At 68.8% G+C, this 19370-nt stretch carries 14 protein-coding genes; 10 read left to right on the forward strand and 4 right to left on the reverse strand.

Annotated features, from left to right (window positions below; translation table 11 throughout):
• Positions 1-7 precede the first annotated feature (7 nt).
• The 3 genes from gshA (at position 8) to GQ57_RS19805 (ending at position 4102) form a co-directional block, all read left to right on the forward strand.
• On the forward strand, positions 8-1648 hold the full coding sequence (gene gshA, locus GQ57_RS19795; RefSeq protein WP_034198809.1) for a glutamate--cysteine ligase: 1641 nt from the start codon (positions 8-10) through the stop codon (positions 1646-1648).
• Positions 1649-1688: 40 nt separating this feature from the next.
• A complete protein-coding gene (locus GQ57_RS19800) occupies positions 1689-2879 on the forward strand; it encodes a benzoate/H(+) symporter BenE family transporter (RefSeq protein ID WP_034198810.1) in 1191 nt (396 codons plus the stop codon).
• A 62-nt stretch (positions 2880-2941) separates the two neighbouring features.
• Positions 2942-4102, forward strand: a complete 1161-nt coding sequence (locus GQ57_RS19805; RefSeq protein ID WP_034198811.1) for a mandelate racemase/muconate lactonizing enzyme family protein — start codon at positions 2942-2944, stop codon at positions 4100-4102.
• Positions 4103-4411: 309 nt separating this feature from the next.
• Here GQ57_RS19805 and GQ57_RS19810 read toward each other — a convergent pair whose 3' ends face one another.
• Positions 4412-5323: a LysR family transcriptional regulator gene (locus GQ57_RS19810; RefSeq protein WP_031397670.1), complete on the reverse strand. Its 912-nt coding sequence runs from the start codon at positions 5321-5323 to the stop codon at positions 4412-4414.
• 587 nt (positions 5324-5910) lie between these two features.
• On the opposite strand from GQ57_RS19810, the gene GQ57_RS19815 reads away from it, so the two are divergent.
• The 4 genes from GQ57_RS19815 to GQ57_RS19830 all read left to right on the forward strand — a co-directional run bounded on the left by GQ57_RS19815 (position 5911) and on the right by GQ57_RS19830 (position 11834).
• Positions 5911-7149 (forward strand): MFS transporter, encoded by a 1239-nt coding sequence (locus GQ57_RS19815; RefSeq protein ID WP_034198812.1) that lies wholly within the window; start codon positions 5911-5913, stop codon positions 7147-7149.
• Positions 7150-7434: 285 nt separating this feature from the next.
• Positions 7435-8070 (forward strand): DUF4304 domain-containing protein, encoded by a 636-nt coding sequence (locus GQ57_RS19820; protein WP_034198813.1) that lies wholly within the window; start codon positions 7435-7437, stop codon positions 8068-8070.
• 169 nt (positions 8071-8239) lie between these two features.
• Positions 8240-10045 (forward strand): ABC transporter ATP-binding protein, encoded by a 1806-nt coding sequence (locus GQ57_RS19825; protein WP_063934586.1) that lies wholly within the window; start codon positions 8240-8242, stop codon positions 10043-10045.
• Positions 10038-11834: an ABC transporter ATP-binding protein gene (locus tag GQ57_RS19830; RefSeq protein ID WP_052001407.1), complete on the forward strand. Its 1797-nt coding sequence runs from the start codon at positions 10038-10040 to the stop codon at positions 11832-11834. The genes GQ57_RS19825 and GQ57_RS19830 overlap by 8 nt, the downstream gene beginning before the upstream one ends.
• 60 nt (positions 11835-11894) lie before the next feature.
• On the opposite strand, the gene GQ57_RS19835 is transcribed toward GQ57_RS19830, so the two are convergent.
• Complete coding sequence (locus tag GQ57_RS19835; protein ID WP_031397675.1) at positions 11895-12785, reverse strand: AraC family transcriptional regulator; 891 nt, start codon at positions 12783-12785, stop codon at positions 11895-11897.
• A gap of 407 nt (positions 12786-13192) precedes the next feature.
• Between GQ57_RS19835 and GQ57_RS19840 the strand changes: the two genes are divergently transcribed.
• The 3 genes from GQ57_RS19840 (at position 13193) to bfr (ending at position 17235) form a co-directional block, all read left to right on the forward strand.
• The gene (locus GQ57_RS19840) at positions 13193-15214 is read left to right on the forward strand and encodes a TonB-dependent receptor (RefSeq protein WP_052001408.1); all 2022 of its coding nucleotides are present in this window, start codon (positions 13193-13195) and stop codon (positions 15212-15214) included.
• A gap of 1 nt (position 15215) precedes the next feature.
• Positions 15216-16511 carry an MFS transporter gene (locus GQ57_RS19845; protein WP_052001409.1) on the forward strand — a complete coding sequence of 432 codons (1296 nt, stop codon included), beginning with the start codon at positions 15216-15218 and terminating at the stop codon, positions 16509-16511.
• A gap of 244 nt (positions 16512-16755) precedes the next feature.
• A complete protein-coding gene (bfr, locus tag GQ57_RS19850; RefSeq protein WP_031397678.1) occupies positions 16756-17235 on the forward strand; it encodes a bacterioferritin in 480 nt (159 codons plus the stop codon).
• Between the two features lie 164 nt (positions 17236-17399).
• Here the strand turns inward: bfr and GQ57_RS19855 are convergent, their stop codons facing one another.
• Together GQ57_RS19855 and GQ57_RS19860 are read right to left on the reverse strand one after the other, a co-directional pair.
• Positions 17400-18266, reverse strand: coding sequence for a DMT family transporter (locus GQ57_RS19855; RefSeq protein WP_034198814.1), 867 nt, complete (start codon positions 18264-18266; stop codon positions 17400-17402).
• 110 nt (positions 18267-18376) lie between these two features.
• Positions 18377-18730, reverse strand: a complete 354-nt coding sequence (locus tag GQ57_RS19860) for a DMT family transporter (protein ID WP_063934587.1) — start codon at positions 18728-18730, stop codon at positions 18377-18379.
• Positions 18731-19370 lie beyond the last annotated feature (640 nt).

Below are 19370 nucleotides of genomic sequence, written 5' to 3' on the forward strand. Positions count from 1 at the left end.
TACATGGATGACGACGCCGTATCGCCGCCGGCTAGGCGTACTGAGCGACGCCGCGCACCTGCCGCTGCTCGGCCACGGGCTGTGCGGCGTCGAACGCGAGACGCTGCGCGTCGATGCCGCCGGCCGGCTCGCGCTGACGCAGCACCCGCGCGCGCTCGGCGCGGCGCTCACGCACCCGTCGATCACCACCGACTACGCGGAGCCGCTGCTCGAGTTCGTGACGCCGCCGCAGCACGATGCGGCCGACGTGATCGAGCGGCTCGACGAGCTGCACCGCTTCGCGTGCCACGCGATCGGCGACGAGCTGCTGTGGAGCCAGTCGATGCCGTGCCCGCTCGACGACGACCGGCGCATTCCGATCGCGTGGTACGGCACGTCGAACATCGGCATCCTCAAGCACGTGTACCGGCGCGGGCTGGCGTTCCGCTACGGCAAGGCGATGCAGTGTATCGCCGGGATCCACTACAACCATTCGCTCGCCGACGCCGTGTGGCCGCTGCTGCGCGACGTGCGCGACGGATGCGAGCAGTCCGGCCGCGATGGCCGCGACGTTCGCGACGCGCGCTCGGCCGGCTATCTCGCGCTGATCCGCAACTTCCACCGCTATGGCTGGCTGCTGCCGTACCTGTTCGGCGCGTCGCCGGCGCTGTGCGCGGGTTTCGTCGCGGGCGGCCGGCACGGGCTCGACATGTTCGATGCGCAGACGCTGTACCTGCCGTATGCGACGAGCCTGCGCATGAGCGACCTCGGCTACCAGAATCGCGTGCAGGGCGCATTCGCGCCGTGTCTCGACAACCTGCCCGCGTACCTCGAAGGGCTCGCGCGCGCGGTCGCGCAGCCGTGCCCCGAGTACCAGGCGATCGGCGCGAAGCGCGACGGCGAGTGGCTGCAGCTCAGTACCCACCTGCTGCAGATGGAGAACGAGTTCTACGCGTCGATCCGGCCGAAGCGCACGGTGCGCAGCGGCGAGCGGCCGCTCGATGCGCTGCGCAGCCGCGGCATCGAATACGTCGAGGTGCGCTGTCTCGACATCGATCCGTTCGCGCCGCACGGCGTCGCCGAGACAACGCTGCGCTTCGTCGATGCGTTCCTGCTGTTCTGCGCGCTCGACGACAGCCCGTGCCTGGCCGGCGCCGAGCAGGACGCGTGCCGGCGCAACTTCGCGGCGGTCGCGCGGGAAGGGCGGCGCCCGGGGCTCGAGCTGCAGCGCGGCGACGAACGCGTCGCGCTGCGCACGTGGGCGCACGAACTGCTCGCGCGCATCAACGAGGCGGCCGGCGTGCTGGATCTGCAGCGTGGCGACACGCGTACGACCGCCGCGCTCGACGCGCAGTACGTGAAGCTCGACGACCCGCAAGCGACGCCGTCGGCGCGCGTGCTCGATGCGCTGCACACGCTGCGCGACGACCCGCGCGGCGCGTGCTTCGCGTTCGGGATGCGGCAGACGCTCGCGCATACCGAGGCGTTCCGCGCACGGCCGCTGCCGGCCGACGTGCTGGCGCGCTTCGACGCGACGGCCGCCGAATCGCTGGGTCGCCAGGCCGACCTGGAGCGCACGCAGATCGGCAACTTCGACGCGTTCCTCGCCGCGTATCACGCGGGAACGCTGAACCAGGAATGCGGCGAGCCGACGCACGACGCGCGCTGACGCGGCCGCCGCCGTATCGAATCCATCCCACGGAGGACAGATGAGCAGTATTGCTGAAATGAAAACCGAACACGGCTTCTCGGCGCGGGCGGCCGGCGCGGGCCTGCTGGCGTCGTTCGTCGGCTTCGCGTCGACGTTCACGCTGATCGTGAACGCGCTGACGAACGTCGGCGCGACGCGCGCGCAGGCCGCGTCCGGCCTGATGGCCGTCTCGATCGTGATGGGGCTGGCCGGCATCGTGCTCAGCTACCGGACCCGGATGCCCGTCAGCGTCGCATGGTCGACGCCCGGCGCCGCGCTGCTGCTCGGCCTGGGCGCGGTGAAGGGCGGCTATCCGGCCGCGGTCGGCGCGCTGGTGCTGACCGGCGTGCTGCTCACGCTGGCCGGGATGTGGAAGCCGCTCGGCCGGGCGATCTCGCGGATCCCGCTGCCGATCGCCAACGCGATGCTCGCGGGGATCATCCTGAACCTCTGCGTCGCACCGGTGCACGCGCTCGCGCAGTATCCGCTGTACGTCGCGCCGATCCTGCTCGTCTGGGTGGTGATGATGCGGGTCCGCAAGATCCTCGCGGTGCCGTGCGCGGCGATCGCGACGCTGGTCGCGATCGCGTTCATCGCGAAGACGGGCGGGATCGGCGCGGCCGGCATGCTGCCGCATCTCGCGCTTGTCGGGCCGGTGTTCTCGGCGTCGACGATGGTGAGCGTCGCGGTGCCGCTGTTCATCGTGACGATGGCGTCGCAGAACATCCCCGGCGTCGCGGTGCTCAACGTCAACGGCTACCGGCCCGAAGCATCGCGGCTGTTCACGGCGACCGGGGTATGCAGCCTGCTCGCGGCGCCGTTCGGCGGCCCGCCGATCGGGCTGGCCGCGATCACCGCCGCGCTGTGCGCGGGCGACGAGGCCGGCCCCGACGAAGCGCGGCGCTACTGGGCCGGCATCGTCTGCGGCGCCGCGTACGTCGTGTACGGGCTCGCGGCGAGCGCCGCGACGCTGTTCATCGCGGTCGCGCCGCCGATCATCATCGAGGCCGTCGCCGGCCTCGCGCTGATGAACGCGCTCGGCGGCGCGCTGCTCAACGCATTCACCGACAAGGACACGCGCGAAGCGGCGATCCTGACCTTCCTCGTGACGATGGCCGGCCATGCGTTCCTCGGCATCGGCGGCGCGTTCTGGGGCCTGCTGACCGGCATCGGGCTCACGTTCGTGCTGCGTCGCGCGGAAAGGCGGTGATGCCGCGCGACGGCGCGGCCGGACGTAGTCCCGTGGTCACCCTCAAAAATAACGGAGAAGACATGCAGCACAACATCGTGAAAATCACCGCGACGCCGGTGTTCGCGCGCGGCGACGCGGAGATCGCCGGCGTCCGGATGTCCGGCAGGCTGTCGGGCGTGATCGTCGAGATCGAGACGTCGCAGGGCGTGGTCGGGCACGGCTTCACGGCGATCACCGACGAGGCCGTCGTGGCCGCCGCGATCGATCACGTCGTCGCGCCGAACCTGGTCGGGATGAACATCGTCGAGCGCGAGCGCATTCTCGACAAGCTGTACTGGCTGCTGTGCCCGCGCGGGCAGACCGGCTATGCGGGGCACGCGATCTCCGCGATCGACATCGCGGTCTGGGATGCGATCGGCAAGATCGCCGGCATGCCGGTGTGGAAGATGCTCGGCGGCGCGCGCCCCGTGGTGCCGCTCTATACGACGTTCGGCTTCGCGTCGGTCGAGCGTGCGGAACTCGTGCACGCCGCCCGCGCGCTCGTCGCGGGCGGGCACCGGCGCATCAAGATGATCGTCGGCTATCACGCGCTCGCGCGCCGCAACGAAGGGCGGCCGCTCGAGCAGGTCGTCGCGGACGACGTGGCGCGCGTGCGCGCCGTGCGCGACGCGGTGGGCGACGCCGCCGAGATCTACATCGACGCGAACTGCGGGCTCGATCACTATCATGCGATGCGGCTCGCCGAGCGCGTGGCCGATTGCAACATCGGCTTCTTCGAGGAGCCGATCGCCGACAACGACCCCGTCAAGCTCGCCGATCTGCGAAAGCGCGGCGGCATTCCGGTCGCCACCGGGCAGAGCGAGGGGCAGTTGTTCCGGTTCCGGGAGTTCCTCGTCAACGACGCCGTCGACATCCTGCAGCCGAACGTATGCGTGTGCGGCGGCTTCACCGTGGCGGCGCGCGCGGCCGCGCTCGCGCAGGCGTTCGGCGTGCCGATCGACAACGGCGGCACGTTCCCGTTCCACAACATGCATCTGCACGGCGGGCTCGCGAACGGCGGCTCGGTCGAGTGGCACGTCGTCGCGGTCGAGATCTGCCGGAACCTGTTTACCGGCCTGCCGACCGAGCAGAACGGGACGTTGGCGTTGCCCGACGCGCCGGGCCTCGGCTTCGGCATCAATCGCGACGGCGTGCGCGAATTCTCGTCGGGCCCGGGTTCGCAGGGGCACGGGAAGGCCTGACAGGCGGGTCGGGCTCGCTGCTTCAGGCCTGCGGCGAGCCCGGCCGGGTGCTGCTTCGATCCCGGGATCGCGCCGGCCGGCCGCTTGCCTGACGGCGCGCGGCCTGCCGGTGTCGATCGCGACGGCGCGCCTTACGCGTTCCCGTTGCCGTTCGCGGCGAACGGGAGCGCGATTTCGCTGCCGGAGAATGGCGGGTGCATGCGCGACGCTGCACGGCCGCCCGGCCGCGATTCCCGTGTCGCTCGTTCAGCGACTGACGGATGAGGAAATCGCCGCGGCAATACGGCACCCGCGCGCCGTGCAGCCGGATTACGCGGGGGCGAGTGTCCGCACGATGTTGATGAAGCCGGCGAGCACGTGGCCGATATCGCCCTTGCGCCACACGAGGCCGGTTTCCACGAAGAACGGGCCGTGCACCAGCGGCCGATAGACGACGCCCGTGCGTCGCAGGTTGCGCAACGATTGCGGTACCAGCGCGACGCCCATGCCGGCCGAAACGAGGCTGACGATCGTCTGCATCTGGATGGCTTCCTGGCCGATGCGCGGGACCACGCCGGCCGCGCTGTAGCAGCCCATGATGGCGTCGTAGAACCCCGGCGCGAGACGGCGCGGAAAAATCACGAGCGGCAGCGCCGCAACGTCCTTCAGGTGAATCGGCACCTCTTCGGGCGCGTTCGACACGGCCGTCGGCATCGCGAGCACGAGCGGTTCGTTCAGGACCGGCAGGTACGACAGCTCGGCCACGTAGCGCGGCGGCACCGGCGGGATGATCAGGCCGGCGTCGATGTGGCCCGCGGCGAGTTCCTCGATCTGCACGTCGCTCGTCGCCTCGGTCAGTTGCAGCCGCACCAGCGGATAACGCGTGCCGAACTCGCGCAGCAGCGAAGGCAGCAGCCCGTAATCGGCGATCGAGACGAACGCGAGCGACAGCCTGCCCGTCTCGCCGAGCGCGAGGCTCTGCGCGAGCGGGGGAAGCGCCTCGGCCGCGGCGAGCAGCTTGAGCACCTCCGGCAGCAGCGCCTCGCCGACCGCGGTCAGCGCAACCGTGCGCTTCGTGCGCGCAAACAACTCGACGCCGAGCTCGCGCTCCAGCGAGCGGATGGCCTGCGACAGCGGCGGCTGGGTCATGGAGAGGCGCGCGGCCGCACGGCCGAAATGCCGTTCCTCGGCAACGGCCACGAAGTAATACCACTGGCGTAGATCGGGGGGGAAATTGGGCATTCGTTCGATCTGATGGACGGCTGGCTGGTGACGAATCATATATTGGCCGAGCGGCTTGTGGCGTATCCGGGCATGACGACACGTCACTTAAAAAGATCGTAAATGAAGGATTCGCGGCCAATTCGCGCGATATGTCCGCTTTCGGGGAATTCGGCCGTCTTTCTTCCGCGGGCACTTGACGAATCGACTCCTGCGACCCGCTCGCACGACGGCGAGGACAGTGTTAGGCTGGCGACCTGTCAAGACAGGCCGGAACGATCGAGACACGATCGCGGCATGGTCGGCGTAGCGCGCGCATGGCGTCCGTTGCCCGCCGTCGATGCCCGCCGGTTTTCCACATAGTCGACACACCGGCACCGGGTCGCCACGTACGAACGTGGTCGGGGTGCCTTCAGTCAATCAATCGCCGGAGACGGCCCGCCCTTCGCATGCCATCCCGCATGGAGGGGGCCTTCGGGACGGTACCGCGCAGTCGGCACGCGCCGCATTCCCGCTCGAGCAGCCGCCGCCCTCCGCGTGCCTGCCCGTATCCGGTTCGCGGCATCGACAGGCGCAACGTCCGGCTGGATTCGTTTGGAGAACACGTCATGGCGTCTGCCGCCGAACTGAAACACAATGCCGCGCTTTACTGTCTGGCGCTCGGCGCATTTGCGATCGGCACCGAAGGTTTCATGCTGGCCGGGCTGTTGCCGATCATCGCGAACGACCTGTCGGTCAGCCTCGCGGCCGCGGGCCAGCTCGTCACCGTATTCTCGCTCGCGTATGCGATCAGCTCGCCGATCCTGACGACGCTGAGCGCCGGCGTGAACCGGCGTCGCTTCCTCATCATCGCGCTGCTGTGCTTCACCGCCGCCAACTTCGCCGCGTGCGCGTCGCCTGGCTATCTGTCCTTGCTGGCCACGCGCGTGTTGCTGGCCGTGTCGGCCGGGCTGTACATGCCGAGCGCGAATGCGCTGGCGAGCTCGCTGGTCGCGCCGGAGCGCAGGGGCCGCGCGCTCGCGACGGTGCACGGCGGGATCACGATCGCGGTGGCGCTCGGGGTGCCGCTCGGCGCATGGATCGGCGAGCGCTTCGGCTGGCGGGCGACGTTCGCCGGCATCGGCGTGCTGTCCGCGATCGTGACGCTCGGCGTGGTGCTCGGGTTGCCGCGCACGATCGGGGCGAACACGGCGGTGCCGAGCCTGGCGCAACGCGTCGCGGTGGCGCGCCAGCCGGCCGTTCTGGTGACGCTGCTGATCACGGCGTTGTGGGCCGCGGGCATCTGGATCATCTATCCGTACCTCGCGCCCTTCCTGACGGGCCAACCCGGCTTCGGCGTCGCGCAGGTCGGCGCCGTGCTGCTGCTGTACGGCGTGTTCGCCGGGATCGGCGTGTTCATCAGCGGCCGCGCGATCGACCGGTTCGGCAGCCGTAAGGTGCTGATCGTCTGCCTGGTCGCGATGATGCTGTCGTACGAGAGCCTGTCGTTCAGCGCGCAGCACCTCGAGCCGGTGTATGCGCGTATCGCGATACTCGTCGCGATCGCGGTCTGGGGCGCCGCCGGCTGGGCGTTCAATCCCGCGCAGCAGGCGAAGCTGATCGCGATCGGCGGAATGGATGTCGCGCCCGTGTCGCTGTCTCTCAATTCGTCGTTCACGTATCTCGGCTTCGCGTTCGGCGCGGCCATCGGATCGTTCATCGTCGCGTACCGCTCCGTCTCCGACATCGGCATGATCGGCGGACTGTGCGAACTGGCCGCGCTGGTCGTCGCGCTGGCGACCGATCGCTACATGAAGCGCGTCGCCCGGCAGCGCGCCATGCAGCCGCACGAGAAGGAAACGGCGTAGCGAACGAGCGCGAGCCGGCGGATCGTCCGGTTCGAATGCAACGGCATTCGGCATGGCGTGTCCGGGCCCGCTGCGAGCAACGCATGCCGGGTGCCACGAGCCGATGTGCAAACACGCCCGGCGCATGAATCCACTCCCGCGAAGGGACCTCCGAATGCGATCCGGTCAGGTTTCGTCCTGAGCGTGAACAGCGACCGCGCGATCGTTCGCTCGTCGGCACTGGCTGCGCGGTCATCGTCGAATGCCGGACAGGTATCTTCCAGCAACGTCCCGGGGGAAACACCGATGAATGAAGACAACGTACTGAAACTGGACACGGTCATCCGCGAATCTCTCGCGCCATCGCTTCGCGCGGACGGATTCGCCGGCTCCGGCCGCACTTTCCGGCGCGTGCGCAACGCGTGGGTGCAGGTCGTCAACATACAGGGGGCGCGAGAGGGCGGGCGTTTTGCCATCAATCTCGGGCTGCAGCCGTTGGCGATTCCCGATGCCCTGGGCAATGCGCCGGAACCGAAGCGATTGACGGAGTCGCTGTGCGAGTTCCGGCGGCGGCTGGCCGAGCGCGGCGCGGATCAATGGTGGAGCCATGCGCCTGCCGCCGAGAGCCTGCGCGCCGCGGTGTCGGCGGCCGCACGGGTCTACGTGGAGACCGGCCGGCCGCTGCTCGACCGGCTGGCGACGCCGGATATGCCGATGAACACGGTCACGCCGGACGATTTCGCGCACGGACGATACGATTTTTCAGGGTTCGCGGCGACCATGGCCCGGATGGCGCTGGCGCTGGCGCGATTGCGGCAGGCTCAAGGGCAGGTTGCGGCGTCCGTCGCGTTTGCGCGGCTCGGCTTGACGCATTGCGGCGACGGCGCAACCGGGCTGCGCAGGGACCTCGAGGCACTGATCCCCCCGATCCCGGGGCAATGACCGGCTCGTCGCGCCGGCGGGCAGGGAAATCGTCCGCATCGGGGCAGCGTCGTTACCGATTCGGGTAGCGGGCAGCGGGTGTTGCGGAGAACCTTCGGAACGCGGAAGGCGAGGCAGTCGCGATGGCGCGGCGTCGACGGCAGTCCGCGAGATCCGGTGGAGGGATCCGATGACACGTGAACGTGACGACGGCCCGTGGCCGACGCTGCTGGGCTTGCTGCGCGGGCATCGGGCGAGCCTGGTCGCGGCGATGGCGCTGGCCGTCTGCGCGGCGGGGCTGGACCTCGTGCCTTGTGCATTGCTCTGCGAATCGGCGGTTCGGCTGTTCGACGGCGAACGCGGCGCATGGCTGCCGCTGCTGGGCGGCTTCGCGCTCGCGCTGCTCGGCAAGTACCTGCTCCATTCATTCGCCTACTACCTGAGCCACCGCGCCGCCTATCGCGTCCTGATGGATACGCGGCAGCGTCTGGCGCGCCAGCTCGCGATCGCGCCGCTCGTCTGGCTGCAGCGTCACGAATCGGGCGCGCTGGGCAAGCTCCTGATGCAGGATGTCGGGCGCATCGAGCAGTTCATCGCACACCATCTCGTCGAGGTGACGGCCGCGACCGTCGCGCCGGCGCTCGTGTTCGTCGTGCTGCTCGCGATCGACTGGCGGCTCGCGGCGGCGGCGGTCGCGACGCTGCCGCTTGCGATCCTGTTCCAGGCGATCGCGATGCGCGGGTTCGGGCCGTTGATGGCCGACTACCAGCGCGCGGTCGCCGATCTCAACGGCGCGTCGGTCGAATACCTGCGCGGCATGCGCGTGATGAAAACCTACCGCCAGGATGCGCATTCGTTCGCACGGATGCGCGAGGGGCTCGGGCGCTATCACGATCTCGTGCGGCGCGTGACGCGGCGCACCGTGCCGGGCTGGTCGGTGTTCATGGTGCTGCTGAACGCGAACCTCGTCCTGCTGCTGCCGCTCGGGCTCTGGCTGGCCGCGCGCGGCGAGATCGGCATCGCGGGCCTGTTGCTCGCCCTCGTGCTCGGCAGCGGCATGCTCAGGCCGCTGTTCAAGCTGATGCGCGTGCAGCACGAGATGCGCGAGATCCTGGCCTGCGTCGCGCGCATGCAGCCGCTGCTCGCGCTGCGCGAGCCCGTCGCGCGCGCGGCTGTCGCGGTGCCCGGCCATGCGGTCGCGTTCGAGCGGGTGCGATTCGGCTACGGCGCCGCGCCGGTGCTGCACGATCTCTCGTTCGACGCGCCGGCCGGGTGCATGACGGCGCTCGTCGGGCCGTCGGGCGCGGGCAAGTCGACGGTTGCGAGCCTGCTTGGCGGGCTCGTCGAACCGGAGGGCGGCGCGATCCGGATCGGCGGCGTGCCGCTTTCGTCGCTCGGCGATGCGCAGCGCGCGGCCGCGATCGCGGTGGTTTCGCAGGACACGTTCCTGTTTCGCGGCAGCCTGCTCGACAACCTGCGGCTCGGCCGCCCCGACGCAAGCGACGCCGATGCGCGTCGCGCGCTGCGCATCGCCCAGCTCGACGCGCTGGTGGATGCGCTGCCCGACGGCTGGCATACCGATCTCGGCGAGGCCGGCGCGCGGCTGTCGGGCGGCGAGCGCCAGCGGCTTGCCGTCGCGCGGGCGTTGCTGGCCGACACGCCGGTGCTCGTGCTCGACGAGAGCACGGCGTTCGCCGACAGCCGCACCGAGCGACGCTTCCTCGACGCACTGCGCGACGGCTGCCCGGGCAAGACGCTGATCGTGATCGCCCATCGTCTCTACACGATCCGCGACGCGGCGCACATCGTCGTGCTCGACGCCGGCCGCGTTGCGGGCGCCGGCGAGCACGGCATGCTGTTGCGCGACTGCGCGTGCTACAGGCGCATGTGGGATGCGCAATCGCACGACGACGCGTGGACGCTCGGCACGCGTGCGGCACCGAACGCGGCACCGGCGCGCGTGCATGCAACCCTGCCGGAGCGCGCGCATGGCTGACTTCATCGACGCAAGCCGCCGCATGATCCGCGCGAGCGGCCACTCGCCGGCGCTGATCGCGACGAGCTTCGCGCTGCGTATCGTCGAGCGCGGGTTCGCGATCGCGCCGTTCTTCCTCGGCTGGTACTGGCTCGCGCAGATGCCACCGTTCGGTCCCGGCCTCGGCGCGGGTGCGCGCGTCTGGGCCGTGCCGCTCGGCGGGCTCGCGTTGCTGCTGGCCGGGCAGATGCTGTTCTCGTGGCTCGGCCAGATGTCGGGATTCCTCGGCAGCTATGCGCTGACGATCGCCTATCGCGGCCGGCTCGTCGATCACCTGCGCCGCCTTCCGCTCGGCGTATTCGGGCAGCAGCGGATCGGCCGGCTCGCGGCGGTCGTCACCGACGACGTCAAGCGTATGGAGGACGTCTTCACCCATCTGGCGGCCGAGCTGATCGCGTCGGCGTCGGTGCCGCTGCTGTTCGCAATCGGGCTCGCGCTCGTCGACTGGCGGCTGACCGTCGCATTGCTCGCGACGCTGCCGCTTGCGATCGCCGCGCTGAACGCGGCGAACCGCTTCTTTCTGGCGCACGGCGCGCGCAAGCAGGGGCTCGGGCTGGAAACGAGCGGGCTGATCGTCGAGTACGTAGGCGGGCTGCGTACGCTGCGGCTGTTCAATCGCACCGCCGACTGGATGGCGCGCCTCGACGATCGTTTCGCGCGGTTGCGCGCGGCGAGTCTCGGCGCGGAAGCGTGGGGCGGCGGTTCCGTGCAGGTGTACCGGCTGCTGCTCGAATGCGGCGTGCTGGCGATGCTGGCCGTGGCGACCGTGCTGATCGATCGCGCCATGCTGACACCGTCCGTCTGGCTGCTGTTCGTACTGACGGCATGGAAGGTCGTCGATCCGCTGCTGGACGCGGCCGCTTGCCTGGTCGAACTGCGCGCGCTCGTGCAGAGCGAAGGCCGGCTGCATGTGCTGCACGCGACCCCGGCGCTGGAAGAGGGCGCGCGCACCGAGGCGCCGCCGCATCATGCGATCGCGTATCGCGACGTCTGTTTCGGCTATGGCGCGACGCGCGTATTGCACGACCTGTCGTTCGAGGTGGCCGAACACAGCGTGACGGCGATCGTCGGCCCGTCGGGCGCCGGCAAGAGCACGACGCTGGATTTGCTCGCGCGGTTTCACGATCCGCAGTCGGGCAGCATCACGCTCGGCGGCATCGACCTGCGCGAATGGCGCAGCGACGCGCTTTATCGCGAGCTTGGCTTCGTGTTCCAGGAGGTGCAACTGTTCCAGGCCAGCGTGCTCGACAACGTGCGGATCGGCCGCCCCGGCGCGAGCGATGCCGAGGTGATCGCCGCTTGCCGCGCGGCTTCGTGCGATGCGTTCGTCGCGCGCCTGCCCGACGGCTACGAGACGCGCATCGGCGAGAACGGCCAGCAACTGTCGGGCGGCGAACGCCAGCGGCTGTCGATCGCACGGGCGCTGCTGAAGGACGCGCCGGTGCTGTTGCTCGACGAAGCGACCGCTTCCGTCGATCCGCAGTCGCAGCACGAGATCCAGCAGGCGTTGTCGCGGCTCGTCGCGGGCCGCACGGTGATCGTGATCGCGCACCGGCTGCAGACGATCCGTCATGCCGACCAGATCGTCGTGCTCGACGCGGGCCGGATAGGCGAACGCGGCACGCATGCGTCGCTGCTCGAACGGGACGGGCTTTATGCCCGGCTCTGGCGGGAACAGCAGCCGGCGGGAGCCGGGCCGTCCGACGCGGACGCGCCGACGCTGGAGGCGGCGCGGCCGGCACGGGACTGACGAAGGAAGTGTGCCGCGCGAGGCCTGCGCCGCATGCGACGCGGCGCGGACGCGGGTGGGTCAGCCCAGCACGTGCCGACGCGATTCGCGCGGCAGCATGCCGAACTGCTTGCGGAACGCGGTGCTGAAGTGGCTCAGGTTGCTGTAGCCGAGCATCGAGGCGGTTTCGGTAACGCTGTGGCGCTGCAGCAGATGCAGCGCCCGTTCCATGCGCTCGCGCTGGAACAGCGCGTAGACGCTGGTGCCGAACATCGCCTTGAAGCCGCGCTTGATCTTGAGCTGGTTCAGGCCGGTCTCGCGCGCGAGCTGCTCGATGGTCGGCGGATTGCTGAGATCGCTGAGCAGCCGGTCGCGAGCGGCGACGAGCTGCCGCCGCTCGCGCGGCGCGATGGCCTCGCGCGTTTCCGGCTGCATCGTCTGCAGGTGCCATGCGAGGAACTCGAGCGCGGCCGCGTGCACCAGCAGCGGCGACGCGTGCGCTTCCGACAGCAGGCGCCCGAGCCGGGTTGCCGCCTCGCGGATCCGCAGCGTGTTGCGATTGCGCCGCAGCGCGAACTGCCGCGCGGAGACGATGTCGAGCTGCGCGGCATCCTCGCCGGCCAGTTGCGTGAGCAACGGGCGCGCGATGCGCAATTCGATGTTGCTGCAGTCGGCCGTGCATTCGAGCCGGAACCGCTTGCCGGGCGAATAGGCGGCCAGCGCGACGTCCGGATCGAGGTCGAGCTGGCGGTCGTCATACGCCACGCGGGTCTTGCCGCCGAGCAGGCTGCTGAAGTGGATCTGCGCGCCGTCTTCCTCGGTCAGCGCGTCGAGCGATTGCGCCGTGTCGAACGCGACCCACGACACGGCCAGCCCCGGCTGGAGGTCGACCGTCCTCACGTGAATGCCTGCCGGCGCTGCAGCGCGGGCGGCCCCGGCGTTGAAGAAATCCCCCGATTTCAGCGTATGCATCTTGATGCTCCCCGTCTGCGTGGACTGTCGTTTGCCGCGACCGCGCCCGTGCGCCAGGGCGTTCGACTCGCGGGACGACAGCAGCGGATGATCATAATAAGAATCATTCTTATTGACAAGCCGGGTCGGCGCACGCCCGATTCGCCCGCGAAGGGCATCGTTCACGATCTGCAGCGCTGCGCCAAATAGTTCAATTTCGGGGAATGGCGACCGGATCGGGGTAGTGCGGAAAATGAGAATAATTACTATTTACGTCTTTCTCCTTCCGCCATCGTGCCATGCCAGACGTCCTGTTTTCCCGCGCTTTCCGTGCCCGCCGTCGCCGCGCTTCCGTGCGCGTTGCGTGGCGCGGGCTGCCGCTTTGCCTCGCCTGCACCGGGTTCGTGTGTGCCGCGGCCACGCCATCCGTGCGTGCGCAGGCTGCGCCCGCCGGCGGCGCGAGCGATGCGGCGGCGACGCTGCCCGTCGTGACCGTGCGCGGCAGCCGCGGCGGGCCCGCCGGCGAGCAGGCGGGCTTCACGTTGCCGGCAAGCGTTTCCACGCTGGACGGCGATGCGCTCGAGGCCGGCCATCTCGATACGCTCGGGCAGATCGCCGAGCGCTTGCCGAACGTCTACATGACGAGCTATACGCAGACCACGCCGATCATGACGATTCGCGGGCTCGGCGTCGACGCCGACGAATCGGACAGCACGGCGATCCCGGTGCTCGTCGACGGCGTGCCGTTGTTCGGGCTCGCGGTGGGGCAACTGTTCGACGTCGAGCAGGTGCAGGTACTGCGCGGGCCGCAGTCGCTGTACGCGCAGAACGCGTTCGGCGGCCTCGTGAACCTGCGGTCGCGCGACCCCGGCCCTGCGCCCGCCGCCAGCGTCACGCTCGACTATTCGTCGTACGGACGCGCGCGCACGACCGTCGGCGGCGACATCCCGCTGACCGACCGGACCGCGCTGCGCATCGCGGCCGGCGCCGAGCACGGCAACGGCTATACGGAGAACACGACGCTGAACCGCGACAACACCGCCGGCTGGAACAGCACCTTCGCGCACCTGAAGCTGCTGCATCGCGACGAGGCCGACGGGGTCTGGCGCTTCGGCCTTTACACGAGCAAGTCGCGCGGCGGCAACGACTACTTCACGTCGCCCGACCTCGCGAGCCGACATCAGTCGAACGCGACCGACACGGGGACGAACGACGTCGAATACACGCTGCTGTCCGCCAGCTACGACCGCACGTTCGGCAACGGCACCCGGCTGGCCGTCACGCTCGGCGCGAGCCGCATGCAGTGGGACTACTGGCTGCCGGTGTCGCTGTTCGGCGCGCGCAACGGCTACGACATGGTCACGCGCCAGCTCGGCGGCGACGCCAGGCTGAGCGGCAAGCAAGGCCGCTTCGACTGGGCGGTCGGCGTGGCCGAACAATTCACGCGACGCGACGCGCCCTATCTGTTCGACATGGGCGCGGCCTATCTGAGCAGCACCGCGGCGACGCTGCGCGGCAACAGCGTGGCGACCTACGGCGAGGCGGGCTGGCGAATCGCGCCCGCGTGGCGGATCGCGGCGGGGCTGCGGGTTCAGTACGACCGGCAGACGCTCGACTGGCGCAGTACGCAGGGCGGCCTGTTCGACAGCGACGGCGACGGGGTGCCGGACATGCCGTTCGGCAGCGTATCGACCGTCGACGGCGCAAGCGTCAACCACGTCGCCGCGCTGCCGCGCCTGACGCTCGAGTTCGAGCCGAACGCGCAGCACTACGGCTGGCTCACGCTGGCGCGCGGCTATCTGGCGCCGGGCTTCAACACCTATGCGACCTCGGCTGCCAACGCGAGCCAGCCGTACGCCGCCGCCACCTCCGACTACATCGAGCTCGGCTACCGGCTGCGCGGCGCGGACGACGCGTGGGAACTCGGCGCGACGCTGTTCGATGCATTCATGCACGACCAGCAGGTCACCTCGAGCCTGAGCGGCCAGACCGTCACGTCGAATGCGCGGCGCTCGCATACGCGCGGCGCCGAACTGTCGGGTCGCTGGCGGCCCGTGCGGCAGGTCGAGCTCAGCGCGTTCGTCGGCCTCGTCGACGCGAAATACGACGACTACACGGCGGGCGGCGTCGACTACTCGGGCCGGCAGTTCGCCAGCACGCCGCGCCAGAGCGTCGGCCTCGGCGCGACCTGGCGGCCGGACGGACACTGGGATCTCGGCGTCAACGCGGTACGGCAGGGCGCGACGAATCTCGCGCCGACCAGCACGCTCGGCAACGCCCCCTATGTGCTCGTCGATGCGCATGCGACCTATCGCGTGCGGCGCTACAACATCGGGGTGTACGGCCAGAACCTCGCGAACGCGCATTACGTCACGCGGGCGCTGGCGAACGGCATCGTCGTCGCGGGCAACCCGCGCGTCGTCGGCGTGCGGGTCGGGATGGATTTCTGACATGCGAGCCGATCTCGATACCATTGCCGCCGCTGCCGATGCCCGGGTGGATGCCGGCCGGGCGAACGACACCGCGCGACGCGCCGATTATCTGGCGCTCGCGCTGATGTACGTCGCGCAGGGTCTGCCGATCGGGCTCGCTTACCACGCGCTGGCCGTGCTGATCCGCGCGGGCGGCCACGATGCGGCCGCCGTCGGCTATACCGGGCTGGCGTTCGTGCCGTGGGCGCTCAAGTTTCTCTGGGCGCCCGCCATCGACAACGCATGCGAACGCCATGGCCTGCCGCGCGTGCTCTGGACCACGCAGATCATGATTGTCGCGGTCTGCGCCGCGCTCGTGCCGTTTCCGCCGGCCGTGTCGCTGCCGGCGTCGCTGACGCTCGTCGTGCTGATGAACGCGCTCTGCGCGACGCAGGACATCGTCACCAATGCGTATGCGGTGCGCACGATGCAGGGGCGGGCGGCCGGCGCGGCGAACGCGATCCAGGTCGCCGGCTTCATCGTCGGCATGCTGGCGGGCGGAGGCGGGCTGCTCGTGTTGAGCGCACAGGCGGGCTGGACGTTCGCGATGACGGCGTTCGCGATCGCGATGGCGCTGATCGACCTGCCGCTGCTGTTCGTCGATACCGGTTTCGCGAAGCGCGGCATCGCCGACGCCGGCCCGGCCGCGCCGCGCGTGAGGCTGCGCGATGTCGTGAGCGGCCGCGACTTCGGCTGGGCCATGTTGCTCGCGAGCACCTTCAAGCTCGCCAGCACGGCCACATCGACGCTCGTCCAGCCCTGGCTGATCGATCGCGGCCTGTCGCTCGACGAGATCGGGAGACTGCAGATGAGTAACCTCTGCTGCGTCGCGCTTGGCGCGGTCGCGCTCGGCATGCCGCTCGTGCGCCGCCTAGGGTGTCGGCGCGCGGTGAAGGTCGGGATCGTCGGCGCCGGCGTATCGCTCGGCGCGGCGTGGATGCTCGAGACGCGCGGCATGTTCTCGCTGCTGCATTGCCATGTTGCGTTCGCCGTGCAGTCGCTGTTCGAAGGCGCGATGTATGTGGCGATCTGGGCAACGCTGATGAACTGGGCGTCGCCGGCGCGCCCCGGCGCGGATTTCACCGCGATGCAGTGTTGCGAGAGCGTAGGGAGCGCGGTGGCCACCGGTGCGATCGGCATGGCCGTGGCGACGCTCGGTTACGGTGCGGCGTTCGCCTGCGCGTGGGGGCTGGCGGTGCCGGTGTGGGGCGCGGCGTTCGTCAGCGTGCGCAGAATCCGGCTGCATGAAGCCGGCGGCCGGCCCGATCGCGTGTGAGCGCGACACGCGCGCGACGAACGGGCGCGGCCACGGCAGTCATCGGGAGTGTGAAACGGGAATCGAAATCATTCGTACTACACGACGATTCGGGCGACCGCTTCGCGCGTTTTTCGGGATCGGATCGTCGTGCGCCGCGAAGCGGCCGGCTTCGCGTAGAAGTCGTTTGCGGATGAACCGGGCGTCGACTATTGTAGGCTCTGGAAGTGTCGTGCGCATGCACGGGTTGATCGGGAGAACTGCGATGAAAGGCGACAAGAAGGTCATCGAATATCTGAACGCGCAACTCAAGAACGAGCTCACGGCGATCAACCAGTATTTCCTGCACGCCCGCATGTATCGCCATTGGCAGCTCGACAAGCTGGGCAAGCATGAATATGAGGAATCGATCGGCGAGATGAAACATGCGGACGCGCTCATCGAGCGCATCTTCATGCTCGACGGGTTGCCGAATCTCCAGGACCTGCACAAGCTTCTCGTCGGCGAACACACGGAAGAGATTCTCGAATGCGACCTGAAGCTCGAGCGGGTGGCACAGGCAACCTGCAAGGAAGGGATCGCGTACTGCGAGTCGGTGCAGGATTACGTGTCGCGCGAAATTCTCGAGAACATCCTCGACGATACCGAGGCGCACATCGACTGGCTGGAAACGCAGCTCGAACTGATTCAGAAGGTCGGTATCCAGAACTACCTGCAGTCGGGCATGACCACGCTCGACTCGTGAACGCGTCGTGCGCCGCGGCAGGGTGCGATGTGGCGCGTCGCCCCGCCGTCCGGATGCCGTGCCGATTCGACTGATTCGACTGATTCGCGCAAAGCGGCACACGTCGCGGGCAGGATCGTGCGCGGCCGATTTTCTCCACCCGGACAGTGCGTCTTGCGGCCGCCTCAATGCGTGGCGGCGCGCAGGCGGGGCCGGTATTCGGTGACGATCATCGCGACGACGATCAGCGCCGCACCGGCGAAGTTCACCGGGCTCAGGCGGTCGCCGCCGAGGACGTAGCCGAAGAGCCCGCCGAATACCGGCTCGAGCACGAGAATCAGCGCGATCCGGCCGGGCGCGGATTCGACCTGCGCGCGGGTCTGCACGAAGTAGCCGATCGCCGTTCCCCCGATCCCGACGATGACGGCCGTCCAGACGGGCTGCGCGGCGGCGGGCACGGAGAACTCGCGAAAGGCCAGCGACCAGAGCAGCGACAGGACGCCGACCACCAGCACCTGAACGAACGCGAGCAGCTCGACGTCCGCCCCCTTGCTGCGCTTCGACAGAACGACGATGTGCAGCGCCGTGAAGACCGCGCACCCGAGGACGAGCGCATCGCCGACGTGGATCGCCAGATCCTGGATCGTCAGCATGGCAAGCCCGACGGCGGCGATCGCCGCGCCGGCCATCTGCTGCCGGCTCGGCCGGAGCCGGAGCATCCAGAAGCCGAACACCGGCGCGAAGATGACGGCGAGCCCCGTGATGAAGCTTGCGTTCGACGCGGTCGTGCGGGCGATCCCGGCGGTCTGGAACGCGAATGCGCCGAACAGGACGACGCCGGGCAGGATCCCTCGCCGCGCGGCGCGCCACTCGACGTGTCGCCAGCGGCGCATCAGCACGACGAACATCGCCGCGGCGCCGATCAGGAAGCGATACGCATTGAATGCCGATGCGCTGACGGCCGCGAGGGATTCATGGATCGCGACGAACGACCAGCCCCAGAGTACGGTCACGCAGACCAGCGCGCACGCCCAGGTGTTCTCCGATTTCATGTCGAGTCTCCTGGTGGAATTTGAAAGCGATGGCCATCGGTCATCGCGGCTTGAATGGATATCCGGTACGGGTGCGTCGACGATCGGTTGAAAAACGAAACGCGATCGCATCAGGACGGACCGTCGCCGAGATTCAGCAGGACGAGGCTCCCCGCGGCCATCGCGAGGCCGCAAAGCTTGAGCGCCGAAAGCGACTCGCCGAAGAACAGGATCCCGAGCCCGGCAGTGGCGGCCGTACTCGCGCCGGCCCAGACCGCGTAGGCGAGGCCGACCTCGACGTGCAACGTTGCGATGGACATGAGCCAGACGGCGCCGGCATAGCAGGCGGCGGCGACGAGCGACGGGAAGAGGCGGGTGAAGCCGGACGAGAACTTGAGCCCGATGGTGCCGAGCACTTCGGCAATCACGCTCAGTCCGAGGAGAAACCACGCAAACCGGCTCGCATTCACGATGCACCTCGCCATCCGCGTCGTTTATACCGAACGATGCAGGGGAGGGTGGATTCAGCGGTACCCGGAAGCCTTCAAATTAATACAAGCGGAAATCGTACGCAAGCCGGAAATTTTCATTCGCGACGGGCACGCATTCCGGTTCGGTCTCGATCGACTGCCCGGAAGCAGACGGGCCGAGCGGGGGGGCGATATGCGGCAAGCTACGCGCCGACCGGGTTCGATTCCGGATTCACGTTTCGCGCGGCGATCGACGCTCCGTGCATATGTTTGGCTTCAGCGTGCATATCGTGACGGCTCCCGTTGATTGCGCCACGCCGTAATGTTCGCGTAAATCGGGAAAGCATGATGCACTGGTAAAAACCAGCATTGACCGACCATTCGGTCAATTAAAGAATGTGCTGCGCATCTGAAATAGAGAGGGAGAGTCAGTTTGAAATGGTGCGCGAGAGGGGGTTCCAACTGCCGCCGCACATTAAAAACAAATGGTTGGTAATGCTTATTCAATTTTGTAATTTCTGAAATTCGCGATTCAATTTCCGGATATTTCCGACGAAGCGCCATTTTCGATGAGCGTTTCGTCGGGTTGCGTCGCCGCGCCGTTTCCAGTCCGGATTGCCGGCGATATCCGGAGAAGCGCGACGCGTCGTCCAGG

Source organism: Burkholderia sp. MSh2 (assembly GCF_000731655.1).
Lineage (GTDB): Bacteria > Pseudomonadota > Gammaproteobacteria > Burkholderiales > Burkholderiaceae > Burkholderia > Burkholderia paludis.